The 19,812-nt window shown below is 58.0% G+C and carries 20 protein-coding genes; 10 read left to right on the top strand and 10 right to left on the bottom strand.

The annotated features are described in order from the left end of the window. Window positions 1–69: 69 nt before the first annotated feature. The 4 genes from G3O01_RS21565 to G3O01_RS21550 all read right to left on the bottom strand — a co-directional run bounded on the left by G3O01_RS21565 (window position 70) and on the right by G3O01_RS21550 (window position 2,994). Window positions 70–936, bottom strand: a complete 867-nt coding sequence (locus tag G3O01_RS21565; protein WP_205807166.1) for a DUF4435 domain-containing protein — start codon at window positions 934–936, stop codon at window positions 70–72. After that, window positions 914–2,404 carry an AAA family ATPase gene (locus G3O01_RS21560; RefSeq protein WP_205807165.1) on the bottom strand — a complete coding sequence of 497 codons (1,491 nt, stop codon included), beginning with the start codon at window positions 2,402–2,404 and terminating at the stop codon, window positions 914–916. Before G3O01_RS21560 ends, G3O01_RS21565 begins: the two co-directional genes overlap by 23 nt. Window positions 2,405–2,645: 241 nt before the next feature. Beyond that, window positions 2,646–2,837 carry a hypothetical protein gene (locus G3O01_RS21555; RefSeq protein WP_205807164.1) on the bottom strand — a complete coding sequence of 64 codons (192 nt, stop codon included), beginning with the start codon at window positions 2,835–2,837 and terminating at the stop codon, window positions 2,646–2,648. A 10-nt stretch (window positions 2,838–2,847) separates the two neighbouring features. Then, the gene (locus tag G3O01_RS21550) at window positions 2,848–2,994 is read right to left on the bottom strand and encodes a hypothetical protein (protein WP_205807163.1); all 147 of its coding nucleotides are present in this window, start codon (window positions 2,992–2,994) and stop codon (window positions 2,848–2,850) included. 178 nt (window positions 2,995–3,172) lie between these two features. On the opposite strand from G3O01_RS21550, the gene G3O01_RS21545 reads away from it, so the two are divergent. Beyond that, complete coding sequence (locus tag G3O01_RS21545) at window positions 3,173–3,565, top strand: HNH endonuclease signature motif containing protein (RefSeq protein ID WP_205807162.1); 393 nt, start codon at window positions 3,173–3,175, stop codon at window positions 3,563–3,565. Between the two features lie 326 nt (window positions 3,566–3,891). Here the strand turns inward: G3O01_RS21545 and G3O01_RS21540 are convergent, their stop codons facing one another. Beyond that, the gene (locus G3O01_RS21540) at window positions 3,892–4,740 is read right to left on the bottom strand and encodes a hypothetical protein (protein ID WP_205807161.1); all 849 of its coding nucleotides are present in this window, start codon (window positions 4,738–4,740) and stop codon (window positions 3,892–3,894) included. Window positions 4,741–4,762: 22 nt separating this feature from the next. On the opposite strand from G3O01_RS21540, the gene G3O01_RS21535 reads away from it, so the two are divergent. The 5 genes from G3O01_RS21535 to G3O01_RS21515 all read left to right on the top strand — a co-directional run bounded on the left by G3O01_RS21535 (window position 4,763) and on the right by G3O01_RS21515 (window position 7,568). Next, complete coding sequence (locus G3O01_RS21535; RefSeq protein ID WP_205807160.1) at window positions 4,763–4,900, top strand: hypothetical protein; 138 nt, start codon at window positions 4,763–4,765, stop codon at window positions 4,898–4,900. A 253-nt stretch (window positions 4,901–5,153) separates the two neighbouring features. After that, entirely contained in the window at window positions 5,154–6,113 is a 960-nt protein-coding gene (locus G3O01_RS21530; RefSeq protein WP_205807159.1) for a TonB family protein, read from the top strand. A 425-nt stretch (window positions 6,114–6,538) separates the two neighbouring features. Then, window positions 6,539–6,838 (top strand): hypothetical protein, encoded by a 300-nt coding sequence (locus G3O01_RS45365; RefSeq protein WP_241024145.1) that lies wholly within the window; start codon window positions 6,539–6,541, stop codon window positions 6,836–6,838. Window positions 6,839–7,018: 180 nt separating this feature from the next. Beyond that, on the top strand, window positions 7,019–7,315 hold the full coding sequence (locus G3O01_RS21520) for a YrhB domain-containing protein (protein WP_205807158.1): 297 nt from the start codon (window positions 7,019–7,021) through the stop codon (window positions 7,313–7,315). 109 nt (window positions 7,316–7,424) lie between these two features. After that, window positions 7,425–7,568: a hypothetical protein gene (locus G3O01_RS21515; RefSeq protein WP_205807157.1), complete on the top strand. Its 144-nt coding sequence runs from the start codon at window positions 7,425–7,427 to the stop codon at window positions 7,566–7,568. Window positions 7,569–7,614: 46 nt separating this feature from the next. On the opposite strand, the gene G3O01_RS21510 is transcribed toward G3O01_RS21515, so the two are convergent. Together G3O01_RS21510 and G3O01_RS21505 are read right to left on the bottom strand one after the other, a co-directional pair. Beyond that, a complete protein-coding gene (locus G3O01_RS21510; protein WP_205807156.1) occupies window positions 7,615–8,472 on the bottom strand; it encodes an MBL fold metallo-hydrolase in 858 nt (285 codons plus the stop codon). Between the two features lie 30 nt (window positions 8,473–8,502). Beyond that, window positions 8,503–9,003: a hypothetical protein gene (locus tag G3O01_RS21505; RefSeq protein WP_205807155.1), complete on the bottom strand. Its 501-nt coding sequence runs from the start codon at window positions 9,001–9,003 to the stop codon at window positions 8,503–8,505. Window positions 9,004–11,374: 2,371 nt separating this feature from the next. Here G3O01_RS21505 and G3O01_RS21500 point away from each other — a divergent pair. Further along, on the top strand, window positions 11,375–13,276 hold the full coding sequence (locus tag G3O01_RS21500; protein WP_205807154.1) for a methyl-accepting chemotaxis protein: 1,902 nt from the start codon (window positions 11,375–11,377) through the stop codon (window positions 13,274–13,276). Window positions 13,277–13,339: 63 nt separating this feature from the next. Here the strand turns inward: G3O01_RS21500 and G3O01_RS21495 are convergent, their stop codons facing one another. Both G3O01_RS21495 and G3O01_RS21490 read right to left on the bottom strand, forming a co-directional pair. After that, the gene (locus G3O01_RS21495) at window positions 13,340–14,758 is read right to left on the bottom strand and encodes an MFS transporter (RefSeq protein ID WP_205807153.1); all 1,419 of its coding nucleotides are present in this window, start codon (window positions 14,756–14,758) and stop codon (window positions 13,340–13,342) included. Window positions 14,759–14,988: 230 nt separating this feature from the next. Then, a complete protein-coding gene (locus G3O01_RS21490; RefSeq protein ID WP_205807152.1) occupies window positions 14,989–16,017 on the bottom strand; it encodes a substrate-binding domain-containing protein in 1,029 nt (342 codons plus the stop codon). A gap of 257 nt (window positions 16,018–16,274) precedes the next feature. Here G3O01_RS21490 and G3O01_RS21485 point away from each other — a divergent pair, with 257 nt between their 5' ends. From G3O01_RS21485 to G3O01_RS21475, 3 genes are all read left to right on the top strand, one after another. Next, window positions 16,275–17,333 (top strand): fatty acid desaturase, encoded by a 1,059-nt coding sequence (locus G3O01_RS21485; protein ID WP_205807151.1) that lies wholly within the window; start codon window positions 16,275–16,277, stop codon window positions 17,331–17,333. Between the two features lie 18 nt (window positions 17,334–17,351). Beyond that, entirely contained in the window at window positions 17,352–17,675 is a 324-nt protein-coding gene (locus G3O01_RS21480; RefSeq protein WP_205807150.1) for a non-heme iron oxygenase ferredoxin subunit, read from the top strand. A gap of 65 nt (window positions 17,676–17,740) precedes the next feature. Then, window positions 17,741–18,775 carry a sugar ABC transporter substrate-binding protein gene (locus G3O01_RS21475; protein ID WP_205807149.1) on the top strand — a complete coding sequence of 345 codons (1,035 nt, stop codon included), beginning with the start codon at window positions 17,741–17,743 and terminating at the stop codon, window positions 18,773–18,775. A gap of 99 nt (window positions 18,776–18,874) precedes the next feature. On the opposite strand, the gene G3O01_RS21470 is transcribed toward G3O01_RS21475, so the two are convergent. Then, window positions 18,875–19,768, bottom strand: a complete 894-nt coding sequence (locus G3O01_RS21470) for an SDR family oxidoreductase (protein ID WP_205807148.1) — start codon at window positions 19,766–19,768, stop codon at window positions 18,875–18,877. Window positions 19,769–19,812 lie beyond the last annotated feature (44 nt).

Here is a 19,812-nt window from a genome sequence, read left to right as displayed (position 1 = left end):
TGCGGTTGATGCTGCCGGCCGCATTGACTGACAAGCGCGGCAATCTCCCTCCGAATGTGCCGCGCTGCTTCAGCCCAACCTAGTAAAGGCGAGGACGACCGGGTCTTCGCGAACATTATCCCATTCTAGGCTTGCCATAAGGGTTCTTGCCATATCGAAGCTATCTTTCAGACATCCGTGGTCGAAGCGCATGTTTTGCAAAATCTTCCTGACTGTGCCCATAAGATCATGGCCGTGCATTCGGCGAGTCGCGGGCAGGCTCGCGGGCTGGCTTGCCTTTAAGCTCTCGATCTCATCATTCAATGAGGCCAGCGATTTCATGCCGGAGTTCTTGTTGGCCACACGCCTGCAGTACTCATCGAAAGAAAGAGCTTTCTTGCGCTCAAAGGCATTTTCCGCGTCTATTAGCTCCCAGTTCAGGGATAACTTCGCGATGGCGACACGCAAAAAGAACATCTCGCAAACAAGCGGTTCCGTTTCCTCTAACAAAGTGGCGGCGGCGCTCTTTGGATCCTCGCAGCCGAGCACTATTCGGCAAAACCGTTCAAGGACTTCGTGCTTCCAGACAAGCATTTCGGAACAGGTACCGTCTGTCCTGACTAATAATGGGCAGTCGTCAACCTGCTCTAAGAAATAATCTAGATCGCTATCGACAACGCATGCGATCGTATCCGGATCCACTCCACGGTCGACAGCTTCGTGAGCGAAAGCTATTACGCGTTGCCGCGCGCCGGAGGTTAGTCCACGCTTTGTTAGCGTTTCATCATCTACCTGTACCGTTGATATAGGATAGATTTTGACGTTATGTAGTTTCAATCGATCAAGCATCCATCCATAGATATCCCTGTCGAAGGGACCTTCAACGAATACCTCACGTATTGTTGGCTCAAGCCGATAACGTACAACAATTTCTTCAATCGTTCGTCTCGGAATCATCGTGTACGTATGCTTTATTCGAGTTATATTGGGGAGCTAATACCGCGACCTTGTCTGAATGCTGAGTCAGGAGCTCGATTGAATGCGTCGCTATCAGCAGTTGTGCATCAGCGCCTGCGATAATCTTTCGCAGAGCGTCAATGAGATTCCGCTGCCATTTGACGTTAAGCGAAATCTCCGGCTCGTCCACGATGAACAGACTTGGTCCTGAGCGTGATGCCAAGACGTTACAGAAAATCAACAATAGTTGCTGTTCTCCCGACGACAATTGCTCTGGTGCTAAGGGTTCATCTTTGAATCCAAGGATGCGGAAACCGATACCCGTTCGAAACGTAATCGTCTTGTTCGAAAAGAATTCGTTGAGGCTGCGCAGGAACGTTCGAATCATGCGATGCACGGGTTCTAGTGCATCAAGTCGTTTGTTGACGCTGTCAATGTACGGCTTTATGACGAGTTGGATGATCTCTTGGTTCGGCGTCTCCGCGTTCCTCAAGATAGGGAAAATGCCCTGCATATCGAAGTTAGGCATCAGGCCTAACATCGCGAAACTGCGGTTTCTTACCCGAAGTGCGCGCAGTTGCTGCAGGACGGCAGGTAGGTCGGGCTGCTTTCCATTCGAACCCAGGTTTGTACTCGCGAGCATAGAAACAAGGCGTTTATACACCTCGTTTGAATCCGCGCCCCCGACGTTGGCTGCTTTGAAGACCTCGTTATGTATGGCCCTTGAGCCAGCGGCTAATGCCTGCTTAAGGTAAGTGCTGCGGGTCGACGCAATGAGTTCGCCCCGTGTTTCCGTCCGTTGACGATAAACCTGCTCGTCTGTGACTTCTAGATGGTCGCTAAGTATCTGTCGCTCGGTCGAAATGTAATATGAGTGCGGCGCGACTTGGGCTAGCGCGGACAGGTATTCGTGATGGGCTGCTTCGTCGGAATCTCTAAAGAGTCGTTTGTATTCAGCTTCGAATTCCTCCTTTACCGTGCGCCTCCACTGGATTTTCCCTTCCGCTACATGGCGCTCATGATTGAAGACGGTTTCCCGAAGGCGCTCCCTGATCTCGTCCGGTATATGTCGGTAGGTGACGGAGGTCCCACCCGCCCTTCGTACTCTGTACCGAATGGGCGAGTGAATGACCTCCCCCTCGCGAATGGCCGAGACCGTAGAGCCGTCTGAGAACCAGATCCCGATTCGCTCAAAGGGAATCTTTCGCAGTTCGGTCAGATGGCCCCGCTTCGGCGCTGCGGAGAGCAGGTGAAAAATTATCCGCAGCAGCGTTGTTTTCCCCGACCCGTTTTCGCCGTAAAGAATAACGGTATCGTCAAATTTGCGACCCTCTTGGGGCAGACGATACGAAAAGACGCCGTGGAGCCCCTTTATTTCAAATTTTGTTAAGGTTTTCATATTTGAGTTAATTTTGCCGCTCAGCGGTTCCCCAGCCAGAGCACTGGAGAGCCCGAGCTTGCAACGCACGCTTCCGCAGCGTGAAGTATGCCACGGCTACGCGCAACGGTATGGTAAGCCTTGCCGTGTCGGCACTTTCGCACTCCGCTTGCAATTTTTTTCCGCTCCCCCTAACATCCGGGCATCGTGCGCAAATTGCCGTTAGCGAACGCAAACCATAAAAATGCCCGCATCAGCGGGCTTTGTCGTTTTGGTCGCTGACTCGTCAGCGTTCGTCAAGCTGGAATGTCTCGGTCGGCACGCCGTTTTCTTAATCGCATGAGTCGGCGTAAATCTCGACGCGCGGCCCGGGCGCTTCGAAGTAATCGACCACAATGCAGCCGTTCGCGAGCGTGTAGACATCGAAGCAACCCATCGGAATGTCCTCGGTGCTGTGATGCAGCCCGATCACACGATGACCCTTGAGAACGGCTGCGAGTGTGTGAGCAGTGATCTTTTCCATGTCGCTCCCATTACTTCGCTGCCGACGCTCCATGCGTGAGCGTCGTATTGATCGACTGCACTGCATCGATGCCCGACTTAGCGAGCGGCACGACGATGAAAGCGACGACACAGACGACAGTCGCGCCGATGATAACCCATGAGAATTTGCTATCCATTTTGTTACCCCATTGTGTGAGTTGGACTCTGACTGCTTCGTTAGCAGTTCGTCAGCACTGCTAACGACCAGTCTAGGACGGGCTGATACGGAAAATCCGGGTAAACCCGGCTATTTCCGTCCGGTTATGAGCGTCCCTCCACGGATAGCGCCAACTCATCAGCAGAGCGAACGAATAGATGCCAGCCCGTCCATATCGCCCCTGTGTGCATCCCGGCTGCGCTGCGCTTGTGCAGGGCAAAGAGCCGTACTGCCCTGAGCACCTGAAAGCACGACGACGCAGAGAGAACGAGGCCAGGCCGACGACAGCCCAGCGCGGCTACTCGTCACGCTGGCGCAAGGCACGCGAAACGTTCCTGCGCTCGCATCCGTTGTGCATGTGTGATGAGTGCGCGGCGCTCGGTCGTGTGCTGCCTGCGACCGTCGTCGATCACGTCGTGCCGCATCGCGGCGATCAGCGCCTGTTCTGGGATCAGTCGAATTGGCAGGCGATGAGCAAGCCGTGCCACGACCGCAAGACAGCGACGCACGACGGCGGGTTCGGCAACTCGCGCAGCGCATCGAGCGCATGAGCCAGCACCTCGCGGCTGTGTGCGGCTCGCGTCAGGACGCGTCAGGTCGGGCCCGCTGCGCGCAGCACGTGCGAACGCTCACAGCGCGTCGTGCGGCAGCTGCCTGCGTGTGCCTCGCGCGTCGAGCGTGCGGGCATTCGTCTGATTAGCGTTTCCACTGATCGGTCTGACGATTGGCATGGGGGTTTCTACTGATATATCAGACGATTGTAATGTTCAGACGTATGGGGGGCCGATCTCCAGCGGACGGGGCCCCGTGATCGTGCGCTTGCTCCGATTTTTTCCGACGCAAAATTATGACGGGGGGAGTTCGACGGCTGCCTACGTTACTTGGTCGCCGTCCCGGCAACTTGCCTCTCGGCTGCTTCCAGAAATTCCTGCGTCGCTGCCGTAACCTGCTCTTTCATCATGTTGCTGCGTTTCCTGATCTGATATTCGATGTCGTGGACGTCGCCGTCCAACTCAAGTTCTCTACGAACGGCGATAAGCGCGGGCGCGGTTTCGTCGATCACCGGCATCATTTCGGATACGATGAACTGCAGGTAGTTGGTCAAAAGATGGTTGCGCTTGTTGTGTAACTCTGCGCGTTTATCGGCGTGCAACTTCGCTAGCTGAGTTTGGCCTTCAAGGGATCTGCCCAAGGTCGCCAAGGTCGGTGAGTCAGCGCGCCCTTCCTCGAAGAGGGCGACCATCGACGACCGGATACGCCTGATCTCTGCTTGCGCGTCTTTGTATGCCTCGTCGGCTATTTCGATTTCCGCGATCAGGGTTTGCGCAGGAAACGCCTGCACCATTGCGCGCATGAACAGCTTCATTTTTGCCGCTACCATCTTTGCGACGGCGTCACCGGTTTCCGCGCTGCAAATGAGTTGTACTTTCGCCGCCGCTTCGATAAACCCCTGTATGCCTTCTGAGGGGTTGACGGTTCTGATATCGCGCGTCGCCATCCCGCCGATGTAGCTCGCTGCCGCAGCTTGCTGTTCGGCAAATTCTAGGTACACGTCCTGCCTCATGTCCGCCTTACGCTGTGTCGCTTTTTGTTCGGCGTCGTGCAGCAATTGATTTTGTTGTCGCTTCGTGTTGTCACGATTAGAGAGCCACACGCCGGAAAACGTGATGAGGGAGGCAATTACGCCCGACCAGACGACATCAGGAACGCCAAAAAGTGAGGCCATAGTAAGCTTGCTTGGTGTTGTCGTGGATACGCTTGAGGCGGGGCGCCGCGATGCATCAGTTGCACAACTTGCTGGCAAACTCGCGGCAATCTTTGATTTTTCAGTTCAAGGCGACGATACGCGGATTCTCATTCCATTCTTTGCTGCTTACCATCGGTAGCGGCGAGTATTAATGCTACGGCTGTCTATCGGTGGCGACACCGATAAACTTAACCGTCTTCCAAGGTTTCCATCGTGCGTGCACCGCTAAACGGCCGCGACGTCATCGAGAATGCGGCGCTAATCGGCGCGGCGGCTGGGTTTGTGGAGACGATCATCGGCTAGCTGGACTCGAACGTACCGAATTGATTAGACTGCCGGGAGTCGGCCGCGACAAGCCGGTCGCCATACGCCCATATCGGCTTCTGCTAATCATGAAACGAACGATTTTTGCAGCCGGGCTGGCGCTTGCCGCAGTCTCGGCCCACGCTCAATCCGTCGTTATCCAGCACGGAAACCTTGTCTACCGGAACGCATCCGGAGCGACCGAAGTGCTAACGGAAACGGGTGCGGACGGGAGTCCCGTTATCTCCCCGGATGGCAGTCTCGTCGCCTTCACGCGCCTGCGGCCCGGGGAAAATACGAACTCGAATGATCCTAACAACGGCTCTCTGGGCGATGTATATGTGATTCGCATCTCAGATCACACACTCAGGAAGATCGTAACAGCGGCGCATTCGGCGCAACCGGAGAACGAGTTATCAGGTATCAACTCACTTAAATTTTCTCCGGATGGCTCGACGCTCTATTTCAGTACGGCAGCATGGGCAACGTCCGGGGCGATCCATGCCGTTCCCGTTCAAGGCGGTCGCGAGCGGTTTGTTACAAGCGGCGATGGTTTCGTGGTTGTCCCACGCGGTAAATACGCGGGCTATCTGGTGACGAGCCAGCATCGATACATGGAAGGCCATGGATCATGGAATCCATACGTCTTGGTGAGCCCAGAAGGCAAGGAAATCAAGGTGCTAGGGGAGTTCAGTGACGACGAAACGCACCCCGGGATGGCGGCGCTTCAGAGCGTGGAGGGAAATAGTGCTGCGCCTACTACAGCAGCAGCGGCCCAGTCTGCAACAGATCCCTACGTGGAAAAGGTGCAGCGCCGTGTGCGTCCGAACATCATCTGGTCGGGTGACACGGCGGGTCTCGAAACCGTCATCTCGGTGCGATGCTCGCCGACCGGCACACTGCTAAGCGCGACCATCACCCGCAGCAGCGGCAACCAGGCATGGGACGACGCCGCGTTACGAGCTGTTCAGCGATCGGATCCGATGCCGCAGGATATCAACGGCAAGACACCTGAAAGCTTCAAGATCCCTCTTCGCCCAGCAGGCTAGCCGTCGCGGAGATCCATTTTCCGCTCCGCCAGCATGTCGAACGCGCACAGCCTTGCAGGATGCTCGCGTACCGGTGCGCCATTTCTCTTTCGTTGCTCGGGTACACGCCCACTCGCACAAGTGGTCAAACGACGGCTTTCCGATCGCATCATCGAGGGCGATTTCGGCGGACCATATGAAGTCGCCGCGTGGCCGTCATATTTGAAATGCACCTTTTGCAGTGCTGCTTTTCACTGCAAACACACTGTGAGTCGCCGACAGTGAACTGCCGGAGTCGGCCAGAAGCTGTCAGTCGACATAGTCTCCTGGATCGCCGACAATTCGTTGAAAGCTACCTTTAGTCGCGAAGTCTGGAGAGGAAATGCAAGCAGTGGGCGGCGGGCTATCGCCAGAAAAATGGAAGAAGGTTCGAGCGGGGCAAAAGAATGATATTGATTGAAGATGGAAATCTGCCCCGTTCGTTGCGTGTAACCTTGTTCGCAGTTGGGCTGACAATCTTTGGATGTAGCTTAGCGATCGAGCTGTTACCTCGATGGGCAAGGATGGTCGGCTTCGTGTCGGGTTTCGGAATGATGGCTTTGGGCGGTATTTGTAGCCGTGCGCATATGTTGCATGTCAAGCCGTTCGACAACAGCTACGAGAAAGCGCGCAAGAGCTACGATACAGAGTCCAATGAGGAGCATATTCAAACGCCGACATCAAATAGCAGCCCGAGTAACGAGTAAGTGTCCGCTTTAGAGCGCGACGACTGTCCGTAAACGGTCGGGTGCTGAAGTTCGGGCGGCGGTCGCTGACGTTACGCGGCGCTCGAACGCGATCTTCGACAACCGGCCACTATCAGCCACTCGACTTCAGTATCTGAATTGGTGACAATCGGTTCGTACATAACACTACACCGACGTCTGATGGAACTAACAGCTGAGCAAGCAAAGGAAGTTGCCCAACTTGCCATCACCGAGGCAGGATGGGAGGGCAACGACGCGGTTGTTGTCGACGAATACATCCAAGAGTTCGATGTCGGCTGGGTCTTCTACTACCAGTCAGCTCGCTTTCTCGAAACGGGGGAATTTGGTTTTTCGCTGGTCGGAAACGCTCCCTTCTTTGTTAGTCGCGTGGGTGGGTATTCCGCCTTCATCAGCTATCTCAGACCCGTTGTCGAATCTATCGAAGCCTTCCGCACCTGCGGAAATGCAAACGCGTAGTCAACAATAACAAATACGGCACAAATTCTTGAGTGACCGCTTTGGCTGCGAGTGAAGGGCTGCTTCGGGTCGGTTTGGTGCGTTCGTCATCGGCACAGTCATAGGCGATGTGAGCGCGAACGCGCAGCAAGTCGTCGGCTTTTTCTTCGGCAGCAGCAACGGCAGCGAGCAGAAAGCCGACGCGATGGCAGCGGCCTTTACACAGACGTTCGGCGCGACGGCTGCAACGGCAGCGGCGACGCAGCAGCAATAAAAAAGCGCGCCGCACGAGGAGCAGCGCGCCATACACCACCAACGTGTCAGGTATGCAGCCCTTCCTCCTGTGTCATGTCGTAGTGCGTCTGAACGTCCATCTTTCGATCCTCAATGCCGAAGTCGAAACGGATTGTTCCGTCTTTCCGGGTCGTGAGCACCCAACGATCGGTGTCGCCAACATAAAATCCCTTCGTGTACTTCATGTAGTTGGCGACAGTTTCTTGGCTTTGGTACTGTTTCGCCTTGTCTGAAATGACGACTAGGTACGGATTGCAGTCGTACTCAGTGAACAGCGGTTCGTAAAACCCGTTTTCTCGCCCATGATGCGCGGCAAACAAGACGTGAACGTCCTTGACCGTCTCCTTGAATTTGTCGTTCGTCTCCAACATCTTTCTCCAGCCGGACTTTTCAAGATCACCGGTGAACATGAAGTTGATCCCGGCGATGCGCAGATTCAGAACCAGGCTCAGATTGTTTTCATCATCGAATGTCGGGTAGTCGTGGTAATACACCTGTTTTTCAACACGCGGAAACTGCGGAGCATCTGCGTCTTCAAGTGGCTGGTTATATTGTCGCGCCAAGTCCACAAGCTGGTCGATCCCAGGCCCCATTCCATCTTCCGACTTCAGCGCTTTCAGGTCGTCGGGCGCGACCGACTTGTTACGTAGGATCGAGACAATATGAACTTTGCTGATTAGGTTCGGCAGCCCTGAAACGTGGTCCTCGTCGTAGTTGGTCACGACGAGTTGTTCAAGACGCTTAATCTTCCGCTCTGCCAGATAGTTTCCAGGGCGCCAGTCGTCCTCACCGTTGTGTCCGCAATCAATCATGATGCGGTTGCCGTTATCGCATGTAAGCAGCGCGCAAGCGCCGTGCTGCACGTCAAAGACGGTCAGATGCATGTTTGTTGCCCTCGGAATGTGTGATTAGGGTTACTGCGCTGCTTTTTCTTGCTCGCTTTTTTCCTGTTCTTTGTTCTCTTCAACGTCCTTGCGCGAACGGGATTTATCAATGCCCCAGACCGCCTGCGCGACGTCCTCAATCTTTCCGACAAACTTGTCAACGTTGAGCCCGGCGACGAACGCGAGCGCATAAAAGCCGATTTCGCTCGCGTCGTTCTTCGTCCCCGATTCAAGCACCAGCAAACCCGCCTTGAGGAACAGGAAGCTCACGCCGCCACATACGATGCTGGTGATCGGTCGCAGGAAATACCAGCAGTGCCAGTCGCTGCTCCACGACTTGCGAACACAGCGGTTAACGTACACCGCGCGCAGACAATACAGGCAGCCGCCGACAGCGCCGACCGCGCCGCACATAAGTCCGACGCGAACATCGGTAAACGCCGGAGGGAGCATTCCGAGGGAGATATAGAGAACCGCCCCAGCCGCGCCAAGGAGGACGGCGATCAGGTAAACGCAAATCAGGAAGAGCATGGAATCCCCGGTAGGACTGACCGTTTTGGTGCGCCAGCGGTATTTCTGACTCGATTGTATTACGAAAACGGCCCTGTTTTTCGCAGGGAAAGGACTCCTATGCGGGATGCATATGTAGGGTTTTCAAGACGGGGCTTTCAGATTTACTGGCTGCATCTGCAGTGAGCACAACGCTGGATCGATGGCGGGTTACACGCATGCATTTCGCGTCCCGGGCGCGCTCGTGCGGGCAATGCCGCGAACGGCTGCCCGGCCTAGGCCCGCGCAATTTGCATCGATGACGACGCGTCCCGCTAATCCGTTTCACCGGACAGATCGCTAGGCCCTATATTCCGTGTCGGAAGTGCCGTTATCATGGTCGGCAAACAAAACGGACGGGGCCGCAATAATGATGAAGATGTGGTTGATTGGTGGCGCTCTGTTGACCGGGTCTATGTCGGGCATTGCCGCCGAGTGGTCTTCTCTCTATGTTGGGGAGGATACGACCATTGCCGTGGAAAAAAGCACACTCCGCAGGAATGGGCCAATTGTGCGTGGAACGGTCCACATAACGCTTACTCGCCCAAGCCCCGCCGCCAACGGCAAACTTTATGATGCGCTTGATGATCGGATGACCATTGACTGTGACCGCTGGCAGATGATGGTCACTTCCTCATTCTTGTGGTATCGGGGAGAGTATGTCGGTCACTGGTCCAGCACTGCATTCCAAGACATCATGCCTCCTGACTCGCCGACCGAGAAGGCGGCTCGCAGGCTATGCAGAACAGGCTAACGATGTCCGAAACACGCAACTAGCCGCGCGGCTTGTTCAACCCAAAACAACGGAGCAATGAATGCTTCGATATCTCATTGTTATCTGCACTCGGCGCGACATTCACGGTTCTATAGCCACAAATGCTATCTATCACACCGTGCGTGTCCTATCTTTAGACGCGGTGCATGCCTGAGAACACAACCTTTCCGACGAGCCGATTGCCGTCTGGGCAGTTGAACTGCTGGTTCATGTTGCCGGGTTCGCGCTTCGCGCGCCGTTGGTAGCCAGCCTTTCGGCGGCGTGGTGCTACGCACGAATGTCCGGCTTCATCGGACATCATGTGATGCAACGAGGATTAGCCCAGTGGCGCCCGATTTGTTCGTCTGGCCATGGACCGAACCTAATCCCAAGTTCGACTCGACTCAGGTCCTCTCGACATGTTGACGTGTAGGCGACATCCTCGGAGTCGACATACGTTGCGCCGAGACCCGTGGTGTTGACGTGATCCAACCATTCCAGTGCCATCTGGCCGTCTTTTCCCAGTGGAGGAATCCTGACCGGATTAAGCCATTCTCCAGTCTTTAATCGCTGCGCAACAATCACGTTCATTGCCGGGCCGTTACCAACGTTTCGGAGTATCCAACCTAAGCCCCCGTCGTACTCGAAAACCAGAACAGGTTTCCGCCCCAAAGTAGCGTTACGACTGTTGTTGCGATAGTTGAGCCAAAATGAGAACGCGGAAAAAGCAAGCGCTGCAATGGATAGAGTCAACGATGCGATGTCTTTGGCTTGGAACATAGCGGCCTCACAGTATTCGAGATTGCATGGCATTGCAGAAAACGGGAGGCGTTTCGCGCGTCCCCGGTGGCCTGCCGCAATACTACGATCACGTTGCGCAAGAATTATGTGTGACGTCGAACGGCTGACGATCAGTTTCGAATGCACCTGACCGGCGAGCGTGAGTAAGGCCAGTCACTGATCCTCGAACGGTATGACCGTTCCGCTCGTATTCTAGTCATCGGAACCGCGATGGCTCGACAGCAGCCACGTGTCGTCATGAGGGGCAACCCACGGTTTCAGAACCGTCCAAGCGGCACGCGCATGCTGCTCGCTGCGAATGGAAGGGGGCCACGAAAGCGATGGCACACGGTTGACGGCGCCCGAGCGCGAAGCGTGTTCGACGCTGTTCTGGCTGGACTGGAGTGCTGACCAGCGCCAGCGGGTTCAGAACTGTAATCGATACGAGTATCCCGTACGCGCGGGCCGCACGAGCGCGGTGTGTGATGTAGCGAACGTTCGAATGTGCGCTACATCACACAAAAATGTTGCTTTCCCGCACGGTTACGATCTTCCCCGCGGCGCTGTGCAGGACTGTACCAAACCCCATCGTAAGTAACTGATTTTCAATAAATGTTGTCACCCCGCACAGGGGCAACGCCTGAAGCAGGCAAAACATCAAGCGGATGCCAGCGAAAACCCAGGCAAACCAGACCAAACCCAAAACCAAACCCAAAACCAAACCAAACCATCAGGTCAATTATAAAAAATGCCCTCCATCAACCCCACGCGCCAGCGACCCGTAATACATCAATTCAAAAAAGACAGGACCCACCCGGCATGCGCATGCGCTCCATCGCTATAAAACTGAGCCTCATATCCGGCGCGGCGCTCGCGGCCACGATCCTGGCCATCACGCTCTACGCGACGCTCAACGTCCGCCGTCAGGCGGTAGACAACTTCAACGACGCCGGTCTCGGCCAGATCCGCCAGATCGACAGCAGTCTGCGCGAGACCTTCAAGCGCATTCACGACAACGTCGTATTCCTGTCGGATCTGCCGCTCGTGCAGTCGGCGGATACGTCGGTCACCAACTATCTGACCCACGGCGGACAGATGACGCCCGATACCAACGGCGGTGTCGAAACGGATATCTTCCATCTGCTGCAACGCTTCGGCGACAGTCATCCCGACCTGCGCTACGTCTACGTCGGCACGCAATGGGGCGGCTACGTGCAATGGCCGAAAGGCAAGTTCACAAGCGATCACTACGATCCGCGTGAGCGCCCGTGGTACACGCAGGGCATGCAGGCGGCAGGCGCGGTGCGGCGCACGGCCGCGTACGCGAACTCGGGTGGCGACAACAACGTGATCATCAGCTTCGTGCGCTCGGTCCAGAACGGGCAGGGCAAGCCGAACGGCGTGCTAGGCATGGATATCTCGCTGGATGGCTTCGCGAAGATGATCGGCCAGGTACGCTTCGGCGAAACAGGCTATCTGATGGTCGTCGAAGACAGCGGCACGGTGCTCGTCGATCCGCACGACGCCGCGCACAACTTCAAGGCGCTCAAGGACCTCGGCGATGGCTATCGCGATCTCGCGGCGTTGGACAACGGCACGCTGTCTATCGATATCGGCGGCGCGCGTTACGACACGGTCGTCTACACGTCACCGGAACTGGGCTGGAAATACATCGGCCTGATTCCGCACGCGGAGATGATGGCGTCGGCCAATCGGCTGTCCGTCATGCTGATCGCGGGCGGTCTGGTCGTGCTGCTCGTCGCGCTCGCGCTGACGACGGCGCTCGGCCGGCGACTGATGGCGCCGCTGCGCGCATTGTCGAACAGCATGCAGGACATCGCATCGGGCGACGGCGATCTCACGCGGCGCCTGCCTGTGGGCAGTAACGACGAAGTCGGCGTGCTGGCCGAGCAGTTCAATGCGTTCGTCGAAAAGCTGAACAGCGTGCTGCTCGAAATCCGCGACAGCAGCGCGCTGCTGCGCACGGCGACGGGCGAGATTTCGACGGGCAATGCCGATCTGTCGGCGCGCACAGAGCAGCAGGCCGCCGCGCTCGAAGAAACGGCCGCGAGCATGGAAGAGCTGACAGCCGCGGTCAAACAGAACGCCGAAAGCGCGCGCCAGGCGAGTTCGCTTGCGAGCGATGCCTCCGACGTCGCACGCCGCAGCCACGAGGCCGTCGAGCGCGTCGTATCGACGATGACCGATATCAGCGCGAGTTCGAACCGGATCGCCGATATCACGGGGATCATCGAAGGCATCGCGTTCCAGACGAATATTCTCGCGCTCAACGCCGCCGTCGAATCGGCGCGTGCCGGTGAGCACGGGCGCGGCTTCGCAGTCGTCGCGAGCGAGGTGCGCAGCCTCGCGCAGCGCTCGTCGAGTGCGGCGAAGGAGATCAAGGAACTGATCGGCGCATCCGTCGACCGGATCAGGGATGGCTCGTCGCTCGCGGGTGAGGCGGGCGAGACGATGACGGAAGTCACGCGTGCCGTCGGACAGGTCACCTCGATCATGAGCGAGATCGCGGCGGCGTCGGAAGAGCAGAGCCGCGGCATCGCGCAGGTCAATCTCGCGATCACGCAGATGGACGACGTCACGCAGCAGAATGCGGCACTGGTCGAAGAGGCGGCGGCAGCGTCGCGCTCGCTCGAAGATCAGGGGCGGCAGCTCGATGAGTCGGTGGCGGCGTTCCGGCTGAAGCCTGCCACCACGCATTGAAACCGGGCTTGAAACAGCGGGCAATCGTGTATCGATTGATTGCCCGCTGTGCAGTAGCCGCGATTAGCGCACGGATGCACCGAGGACGGGCGCTGCGCTATCTGATGGGATACGTGCGCTGTCGGCGCCACTCGTATGGCGCTCCAGCGCCACGCGCTCGAGACTCGCACGGAACTGCCTGCAGCCGATCCACAACAGCGCTGCAGCGAGCACAGATGCAACGAGATTGACGATTGCCATCGAATGACCGACTGCGAGCGGCGACGCGAACACCTTGTCGGTGATCAGCGCGACGATCGTCGTGCCTGCGCCGAGCCCGATCAGGTTCGAAACCAGCAAAAACACCGCTGAAATCTGCGCGCGCATCTGGTTGGGCGCGAGCGTCTGCAGCGCTGCCGCCGATGTCGGCATCGGGAACGATGCGAAGAACATCGCGAGCACGAGCAGCGCGAGCGATGCACCCAGACTGCCGACCTGCGTGCACGCCACCGACGGAATCAGCATGCACACCGCGCCGATAAAGCCTGCGCGCAATGGCGCGTCGGTACGGCCCTTGCGCAGCAGCCAGTCGTTGAGCCAGCCGCCGCAGAATACGCCCGTCGTATTGGCGATCAGCAGCACGGTGCCGAGCGTATAGCCTGCTTCCACAGGCGTGAGACCGAAGCGGCGCATATAGAACGCGGGCGTCCAGCTCATCAGGCAGTACAGCGTCATCGCATAGAACGAGAAGCCGATGTAGTGGCAAAAGAACGTCTTGCCGTGCGCGGCGATGAAGCGCAGCGCGTCCAGCATCGACACGCGTTTGACTGTGCCCGTGCTGTCCTGCGCAAGCCCTTTGCGTTGCGGATCGCGCACGGTCAACATGAAGATCAGCGCGACGAACAGCCCAGGCAAACCGACAATGAAGAACGTCAACTGCCACGCGTGCAGGTCGCCTAGCACGGGCAGCGTCAGCGTGGCCGTGTGCTTGAGCAGCGCGATCACATAGCCGCCGATCAGAAACGCGACACCTCCGCCGATAAACGATCCCAGCGAATAAACCGCGACCGCGCGACCGAGTTTATCTTTCGGGAAGTAATCGGCGAGCATCGAATAGGCGCCCGGCGAAAGTGCCGCTTCGCCGACGCCCACGCTCATGCGCGCAACGAACATGTGCACGAAGTGCTGGCTGAGCCCGCATGCGGCCGTTGCGACGCTCCATAGCGCGATGCCGATCGAGATGATGCGCGGACGCGCGAAGCGATCGGCGAGATACGCGAGCGGCATGCCCATCACTGCATAAAACAGCGAAAACGCGAAGCCGTGCAGCAGGCTGAACTGCGTATCGCTGAGGTGCAAGTCGCGTTTGATCGGCTCGATCATCAGCGCGAGCACCTGACGGTCGACGAATGAAAAGACGTAGGCCAGCATGCAGATCACGACGACGTACCACTCGTACGTGTAGCGTTTGCCAGCGTGCTTGTTTCGCGTTGAGGCAGTCATCCCGGTTCTCCAGTGTATCGGTGAGGAGCAGGCGTCTCTTCGCGACGGGACGCACTGATCGGGAAGCAGCGTACGTAAACAAATTTCAGCCACACAGGTGTAAATGACGCATCGATATGGTTGCGTTCACCCATGCGTCTAAAGGAATTACCAGGTCATGTGCGGTGAGCCCGTACGCGGCACGCATTCTGGCGCTGTAATTACAGATGGGGACGCGCACAGGCACGCACTCAGTACAGCGAATAGCGCGAGTATGTTTCGATCGGCAAGATAGCTTGCGAAGGCACGGTCGCGCCTTCGCGCGCGGCCTTCAGATGATCGACGGCAGTGCGCAGCATCAGACGTACGTCCTGCGTCAGCAGATAGTCGATTGCATCGGAGCGCAATAGCGGCTCCGTAATGCGGTTGACCTCGTGCGTGACGTAGAGCGTGCGGCCCGCAAGATCGTGCTCGCGCAGCGCCGCCGCGAGCCCTTCGTTGCCGCCCGCGACGTTGTAGATGCCATCGAGCTTGCCGTGTGTCTTCAGGAAGCGCGTCGTCGCTTCGTACGTCGCCGCGCCGGAGTCGGCGCCCTTGATCACTTCGACGAGATTCACATGCGGAAACCGTTGGCGTAGCAGCGAACGGAAACCGATCTCGCGATCTTCGTGACAGGTGTACGAAAACGTCGCGACGATCACGGCGACATCGGGCGACGGATGCGCCTGCAAGTGCCGTCCGATCAGAAAGGCCGCCGCTTGCCCAGCCGAGCGGTTGTTGACGCCGACATACGTGTGCCGCGCGTCGGCATCGACATCCGTAATGAGCGTGACGACGGATTTGCCCGCCGCCATGCACTCGCGCAACGCCGACGATGTGGTCGCGGTGTTCGTGCAGATGATGCCGATGCCATCCACTTCGTCCTTCGTCTGACGGATGCGGGCCGCGACTTCTTCGTCCGATGCGCCTACGCATCGGATCACTTCGAGACGCACGCCGTCCGCTTCGAACTCCGGTTCGAGAAGTGCCGCCGTTCGGGTCAGTTCGTCGGTGAATGCGTCGCCTGCCTGCGCTAGCACGCGGAATGAGCAGGCGGTCTTACGCGCGTGCGGAGATGACTTCATCGCCGTTGAACCCGAGGCCAACTGCTTCAACGCCGCATCGACTGCGCTGCGCGTGCGCGGATGCACACCGGGCCGGTCGTTGAGCGCGCGGTCGATCGTCGCGCGGCTGAGTTGCGTGATCTCCATGAGTTGCTTGAGCGTCGGCTTGCCTTTCATCTCTGTGTCCTTTCGCGGCAGATCGAGATATTGCTTAGCTTCGAGTTTGACTCATTTTGAGGCTTTTGTGTTGAGTGATACGACGCGCATGAAATGTACGTGGCGAATGGCTTATGGATTACCCTTGATAACTCAAAATGAGGCATTAATGGCTTTGACGTGTGCTCATTGCGAGTCTTAAATGCACTCAGGCAACGACCTATGCCTCAGACAAACGATCGCCAGATCAACCGCCAAGCCTGCACAGGGAGCCATGCATGTCTGCACAGCAAGACAACTCGAAGCCGATCACGATGGACGACTGGTACAAATGTCCGCTCGACCGCAAGGTGCTCAAGGAACTCACGCGGCGCAACGACCGCGACGCACTTGTCTATCTCGGTGTGTTTCTCGCGATGGTGCTGGGCAGCGGTGCACTTGCGTGGCTGTCGCTCGGCACGTGGTGGTGCGTGCCCGCGTTCCTGCTCTATGGAACGATTTACGCCTTCGCTGAAGCGATGGAACACGAACTGCGCCATCGCACGCCGTTTCGCAGTGAGTGGCTGAATGAATCGGTGCACTGGCTGATCTGCTTCATGACGTGGCGCGAGCAGATCTATAGCCGCTGGTCGCATGCGCAGCATCACACGTACACGCATTTGACGGCCACCATGCCCGCCGATGCGGAAATCGCCGTCAAGCGGCCGCCGAACTATCTGAAGTTCGCAACGGATTTTCTGCGCGTCTCGCATGGCATCCATCATCTCGGCAACATCGTGATGCACAGCCTGGGCATCGTGTCGCGCAGCGCAAAGGCGGTGGTGCCGGTCACTGAATATCGCGCGATGTGCCGTAATTCGCGGATCGTGCTCGCGCTGTATCTGGGCGTGGTTGTATGGGCGATTGCTGCGCACAACTGGTTGCCCGTCGTGTTTCTGCTTTTGCCGCGTGCGTATGGCGCGTGGCTGCACGAACTGCTGGCCATCACGCAACACACGGGGCTGCGCGAGAACGAACTCGACCACCGCTTCTCGACGCGCACGATCCGGCTCAATCCCGTGCTTCAGTTGCTCTACTGGAACATGAACTATCACGTCGAACATCACATGTTTCCGAATGTGCCTTTTCATGCGTTACCGAAATTGCGCAAGGCAATCGAAGCGGATCTGCCGCCCGCATACGACGGCCTGTTCAGTGCATGGAGCGAGATTCTTTATTTCCTGCGCATGCAGCGGTACGACTCGGATTACATGATCACGCCACGCGTGCCGGGCAAGACACCCGCATCGAACACGCAGCCATCCGGTGAGGAATCGCTCGCCGCCCAGCCACGCTGAACACGAACGGAGCATGCAATGAATATTCTGCAATGGCATCAGGTCTGCGCCACTGACGACATCGACGAAGAAGACGTGATGGAGTTCGAGCACGAAGGCAAGCTGTACGCCGTCTATCACACGGCAACCGGCTTCTATGCGACGGCGGGACTGTGCACGCATGAAACGGCGCGGCTCGCAGACGGATTCGTATTCGGCGAGGTGATCGAGTGCCCGATGCACATGGGGCGCTTCCATATCCCGACGGGCGCCGCGAAGGGCGCGCCCGTGTGCGTGAACCTGGTCACACATCCCGTGAAAACGGAAGACGGCAACGTGTTCATCGGCCTTGCCGCCGATTGACCGCGCAACGCAGGGCAGCAATCTGCCAGCGCGCAACGCCGGCAGCCACAAACATGGAGACAGCGATGAGATTACCCGTCACGAAGGCGATATGTGTCGCCGCAGCGGCATTGAGCCTGGGCCTGTGTATCGACGCAAGCGCCGAATCCGCCGCGCATTTCGACTTCATCACGCATGCGCCCGACTCGGATGCGTGGTGGAACACGGTGAAGAACGGCATCACGCAGGCTGATGAAGATTTCAACGTGCAGACCGACTATCGCAACCCGCCGAATGGCGATATCGCGGATATGGTTCAACTCGTCAATCAGGCCGCCGCGCGCAACTATGATGGCGTGGTGACGACCATCGCCGATTTCGATCTGCTCAAAGGTTCGATCTCGCGTCTGAAGGCGAAGAACATTCCGTTCGTTACGGCCAATACTGGCACTGAAAAGCAGAGTGCCGATCTTGGCGCGCTGCTGCATGTCGGACAGCCCGAATATCTGGCAGGCAAGGCAGCGGGCGAACGCGCGAAAGCCGATGGCATCAAGAGCTTTCTGTGCGTGAATCACTACGCGACCAATCCGCTTTCATTCGAGCGCTGTCGTGGTTTTGCCGAAGCCATCGGCGCGGATATGAAATCTTCAGTGCTGGACGCAGGCACGGACCCAACCGATATCGAATCGAAAGTCAGCGCCTATCTGCGCGCGCACCCGAATACGCAAGCCGTGCTGACGCTTGGGCCGACGTCGGCGGATCCGACCATACGCGCTGTCACGAAGATGGGACTGGCGGGCAAGATCTGGTTCGCCACCTTCGATATCGACTCCGATGTCGCGAAGGGCATCAAGAACGGCACGATCCGCTTCTGCACGGACCAGCAGCCTTATTTGCAGGGCTATATTCCCGTCGCGATGCTCGCGATCATGCACAGGAACCACAACTCGGACGTCGTGCAGGCGCGCAATGAACTGGAGAAGGATCCGAAGTTCATCAAGCGTCTGCAGGACTACGGGCTGAAGCCGGTCTACGAGGCGCGCAATATCAGTTCGGGTCCGGGGTTCATTACGCCGCAGAACATCGAGAAGGTTTCCGCGCTTGCAGGGCGGTATCGGTAAGCAGATGTCTTTTTGCAGGCGTCTCCACCGCCGGCATTTTTCCCCACTACGTTTGAGTGGGCGATATGGGCCAAATGGCCCATATCGGTTCTTTGCCTATCAGCCTTCGAAATAACGCGGCCCGTCGATATCGGCGAGCAGTGCGGGTTGCGTCGGCGACCAGTCCAGCAACGCGCGTGTTTTCGCACTCGACGCCGGCACACCCATGCCCGCAAAACCTGCGAACCAGCCGAAGTGCTTCGCAGCCTCATCGGGCGACACGGATACGACGGGCACGTTCAGCCGCCTGCCGATCACGGCAGCGATCTCCCTGAACGGCACGCCTTCGTCGTCGACGGCGTGATACCGGGCCGGCCCCGTGCCGCGTTCGAGCGCCAACCGATAGACGCGCGCCGCATCCAGCCGATGCACGGCGGGCCAGCGGTTCATGCCATCGCCGATATACGCGGACACGCCTTTCTCGCGCGCGAGCGCGATCAGCATCGGCACGAACGCATGGTCGCCGTCGCCATGCACCGACGGCGGCAGACGCACCACGGACACCCGGACGCCACGCGCCGCGAGCACCACCGCCGTCGCTTCCGACAGTCGCGGATAAGCCGCCGACGCAGGCACGGCATCGTCGTCCTCGGTAGCCAGCGGCCCCGAAGCGCGCAGCGCAAGCCCCGACGTTACGATCAACTGACGGTCCGATCCAACCAACACGGAGCCGAGCGCCTCGATCGCCTGCCGGTCGGTCTCGCAGTTGGCGGCGAATTTCGAAAAGTCGTGATTGAACGCCGTATGGACGACGGCGTCCGCCTCGGCCGCGCCGCGTTTCAGCCCGTCAAGATCTTCGAGTAAGCCCCGCTGAACCTCGGCGCCCGCTGCGGCGAGTGCCTGCGCGCCTTCATCGGTACGCGCGAGACCGAGCACCTGATGCCCCGCCTGCACAAGCTCGTTGACCACGGCCGAGCCAACAAACCCCGTTGCTCCCGTCACGAAGACACGCATGATGAAACCTCCCTGTATCGATGAGGGATTACTATCTACGTGTC

Source organism: Burkholderia sp. Ac-20365, assembly GCF_017104715.1.
Taxonomy (GTDB): domain Bacteria; phylum Pseudomonadota; class Gammaproteobacteria; order Burkholderiales; family Burkholderiaceae; genus Paraburkholderia.
Note: the sequence above shows the minus strand (reverse complement) of the source record. Positions and strands in the feature narration are given on the sequence as shown.

Coding starts and splice junctions, on each gene's coding strand:
- G3O01_RS21545 (WP_205807162.1), top strand. CDS start 3,173: ATGCCAGCCCGTCCATATCGCCCCTGTGTGCATCCCGGCTGCGCTGCG.
- G3O01_RS21485 (WP_205807151.1), top strand. CDS start 16,275: ATGTCTGCACAGCAAGACAACTCGAAGCCGATCACGATGGACGACTGG.
- G3O01_RS21520 (WP_205807158.1), top strand. CDS start 7,019: ATGGAACTAACAGCTGAGCAAGCAAAGGAAGTTGCCCAACTTGCCATC.
- G3O01_RS21470 (WP_205807148.1), bottom strand. CDS start 19,768: ATGCGTGTCTTCGTGACGGGAGCAACGGGGTTTGTTGGCTCGGCCGTG.
- G3O01_RS21510 (WP_205807156.1), bottom strand. CDS start 8,472: ATGCATCTGACCGTCTTTGACGTGCAGCACGGCGCTTGCGCGCTGCTT.
- G3O01_RS45365 (WP_241024145.1), top strand. CDS start 6,539: ATGATATTGATTGAAGATGGAAATCTGCCCCGTTCGTTGCGTGTAACC.
- G3O01_RS21480 (WP_205807150.1), top strand. CDS start 17,352: ATGAATATTCTGCAATGGCATCAGGTCTGCGCCACTGACGACATCGAC.
- G3O01_RS21475 (WP_205807149.1), top strand. CDS start 17,741: ATGAGATTACCCGTCACGAAGGCGATATGTGTCGCCGCAGCGGCATTG.
- G3O01_RS21555 (WP_205807164.1), bottom strand. CDS start 2,837: ATGGAAAAGATCACTGCTCACACACTCGCAGCCGTTCTCAAGGGTCAT.
- G3O01_RS21565 (WP_205807166.1), bottom strand. CDS start 936: ATGATTCCGAGACGAACGATTGAAGAAATTGTTGTACGTTATCGGCTT.
- G3O01_RS21540 (WP_205807161.1), bottom strand. CDS start 4,740: ATGGCCTCACTTTTTGGCGTTCCTGATGTCGTCTGGTCGGGCGTAATT.
- G3O01_RS21500 (WP_205807154.1), top strand. CDS start 11,375: ATGCGCATGCGCTCCATCGCTATAAAACTGAGCCTCATATCCGGCGCG.
- G3O01_RS21550 (WP_205807163.1), bottom strand. CDS start 2,994: ATGGATAGCAAATTCTCATGGGTTATCATCGGCGCGACTGTCGTCTGT.
- G3O01_RS21490 (WP_205807152.1), bottom strand. CDS start 16,017: ATGAAAGGCAAGCCGACGCTCAAGCAACTCATGGAGATCACGCAACTC.
- G3O01_RS21530 (WP_205807159.1), top strand. CDS start 5,154: ATGAAACGAACGATTTTTGCAGCCGGGCTGGCGCTTGCCGCAGTCTCG.
- G3O01_RS21505 (WP_205807155.1), bottom strand. CDS start 9,003: ATGCTCTTCCTGATTTGCGTTTACCTGATCGCCGTCCTCCTTGGCGCG.
- G3O01_RS21495 (WP_205807153.1), bottom strand. CDS start 14,758: ATGACTGCCTCAACGCGAAACAAGCACGCTGGCAAACGCTACACGTAC.